Source organism: Caballeronia terrestris, assembly GCF_001544515.1.
In the GTDB taxonomy this organism is placed as follows: Bacteria; Pseudomonadota; Gammaproteobacteria; order Burkholderiales; family Burkholderiaceae; genus Caballeronia; species Caballeronia terrestris.
This window is the reverse complement of the sequence record NZ_FCOL02000390.1, coordinates 1-1,461: the sequence shown is the minus strand read 5'-3', so window position 1 is coordinate 1,461 and position 1,461 is coordinate 1. Positions and strand designations below refer to the sequence as shown.

At 56.3% G+C, this 1,461-nt stretch carries 1 protein-coding gene; it reads left to right on the top strand.

Translation table 11 applies throughout. The features are described 5' to 3' along the window. A partial coding sequence (locus AWB67_RS42770; protein ID WP_235025596.1) for a hypothetical protein occupies window positions 1-191 on the top strand: 191 nt, incomplete at its 5' end. Window positions 192-1,461: the final 1,270 nt, after the last annotated feature.

Sequence of the window (1,461 nt, the reverse complement as noted above, 5' to 3'; positions counted from 1 at the left end):
CTCGGTGTGAAGTTCCCGTACTGCTAAAGCAGCGCAAGGAACCGATGGGTCGTGTGAAATCAAGTTTTCTCTGCGTCGTCGCTTGTCGGAGAAAAGAATGCAAACAGGTCGTCCGAAAACGTGACCCGATCTTTTTGACCATCGTCCAAGGCGGCTGCTTCGATCCCGCGAAAACTAGCGGACGCCGTTAGTCAGGTTTCGAGCACTTCTGCTCGCGCTTGGATTGCCGGGCCTCAATCCAAGATAAACCGTGCGGGAGCGGGAATAATCGCTCGCCAGATCGCCGACTTTTTGCTGAACATTGTGGCCAGCATAGAAGCGTGTACGACACACAGCACCCTCTGCCGTATTCGCGTGGAGAGGGCGCTCGCAGAAAGCCGAAGGACGCAAAAACAGTCAGGACAAGCGCGAGTACGAGGTGATCTGTCTGAAAACGGAACACGGTTCGGAAGCGCTTTCGAAAAATTGTCGTATACAAGGCGTTGCGGCATTCGCGAGTGAAGCACAGGCATTCGGCGACAACCGACGGTCACCCAGGTTCGCCTGGTTTTGCGCGTTTTTCAGAGACCGGGACCTTCAAAAGATCTACGTAGAAGGCGCCAACTCAGGAATGCCATATGTTTGACGCATGAATGGCATCGTTCGACGGATCGTTGCTGCTCGTTAAAGGTTCGGTTGAAACAAGCTATAGGACTCAATGGGCTGTCGAACGTAACCGGAGGCTCGCCTCAAAATCGATATACTGAATTTGTCCGGTTTGGTCAAAAAGTTAAAACCAGCGCGGCACACAGATCCTTTCGTCGACAGGGCGCAGTTGCCAATCCGGTGATGGTCGTTGGTGAACCCGCCCGAACGGCAAAACGTTCGCCACCGCAACCCGTTGAGCTGGTTGCGGCTTTCGTCAAGGGGAGGGCGCTACTCAACGCTTCCGACGTAGCCGCTATGCGTTAGCTCCTGGCGGCCAGCCGTCGAAAGCGATTCCGACGCGCACGCTGCGAACGTCTTTTGTGTTGGCAGGATCCTCGGGAGTCGAAACGCTGGTTCGACGCTGGGTGGCTTTGTCGGAACGTCGATAAACCAGTAAGACTTGAGATCGAAAATGGGGCACGAGTTTGGACAAGCCATCCATCACGACCGAAGAATGCCACCTGGAAGCGAACGAGCGCCGCGCGCCTGCGGGCGACAATGGCCGGACGCTGCTACGTTGGTCCTGATTGAGCCGCGCCACACGTCGCGCTCGCGTCCAGTTCCCGCGGGAATTAGAGGGCCTGCGCATCGGCGCTGCGGTCCACACGTTGATGTGGCTTTCGCTTCATGACCGCAAGTTGCTCTGACGCAAAAGTAGTCCGCCTCAACCACATATCTCATACGCCGAGGCGCGGGACGTCTCACAAAGCTCGATCCGGCTAACTTGCCTATATCTTCCGGCCACTCGCTCCCACCGAACAGGACGTACGGATG